Origin of the sequence: Phocaeicola sp. RTP21198st1_B8_RTP21198_201120 (assembly GCF_040929485.1) — a bacterium.
In the GTDB taxonomy this organism is placed as follows: domain Bacteria; phylum Bacteroidota; class Bacteroidia; order Bacteroidales; family Bacteroidaceae; genus Phocaeicola; species Phocaeicola dorei.
Window position 1 is genome coordinate 340 of the sequence record NZ_JBCOCI010000269.1, and the last position, 588, is coordinate 927.

At 49.5% G+C, this 588-nt stretch carries 2 pseudogenes; both read left to right on the top strand.

From position 1 onward, the window contains the following. A pseudogene (locus AB5935_RS25285) lies at positions 1 to 111 on the top strand (F0F1 ATP synthase subunit delta); the annotation flags it as partial. After that, positions 111 to 588, top strand: a pseudogene (locus AB5935_RS25290) (F0F1 ATP synthase subunit alpha); the annotation flags it as partial. The pseudogenes AB5935_RS25285 and AB5935_RS25290, both read left to right, overlap by 1 nt.

Genomic DNA, 588 nt, shown 5'->3' on the forward strand with positions numbered 1-588 from the left:
GAAGGAGGATTTATCTTCGATGTCAACGACTACCGACTGGATGCAAGCGTTGCCACGCAGTTGAAGCGAGTGAAACAACAATTTATTGATAAGAATAGGAGAATTGTATAATGTCTGAAAATATAAAAGTAAGCGAAGTATCTGATATATTGCGCAAGCAGCTCGAAGGAATCAACGCCAATGTGCAACTTGACGAAATCGGTACGGTGCTCCAGGTGAGCGACGGCGTAGTGCGTATCTATGGATTGCGAAATGCCGAAGCCAATGAATTGCTGGAGTTTGACAATGGTATCAAAGCAATCGTGATGAACCTCGAAGAGGACAACGTGGGTGCTGTGCTGTTGGGTCCGACGGACAAGATCAAAGAGGGATTCGTCGTGAAACGTACCAAACGTATCGCTTCTATCCGTGTAGGAGAGGGCATGCTGGGACGTGTGATCGACCCGCTGGGCGAACCGCTCGACGGCAAGGGACTGGTTGGAGGCGAACTGTATGATATGCCATTGGAACGGAAAGCTCCGGGAGTAATCTACCGTCAGCCTGTGAACCAACCGTTGCAGACGGGATTGAAGGCGGTAGACGCCATGA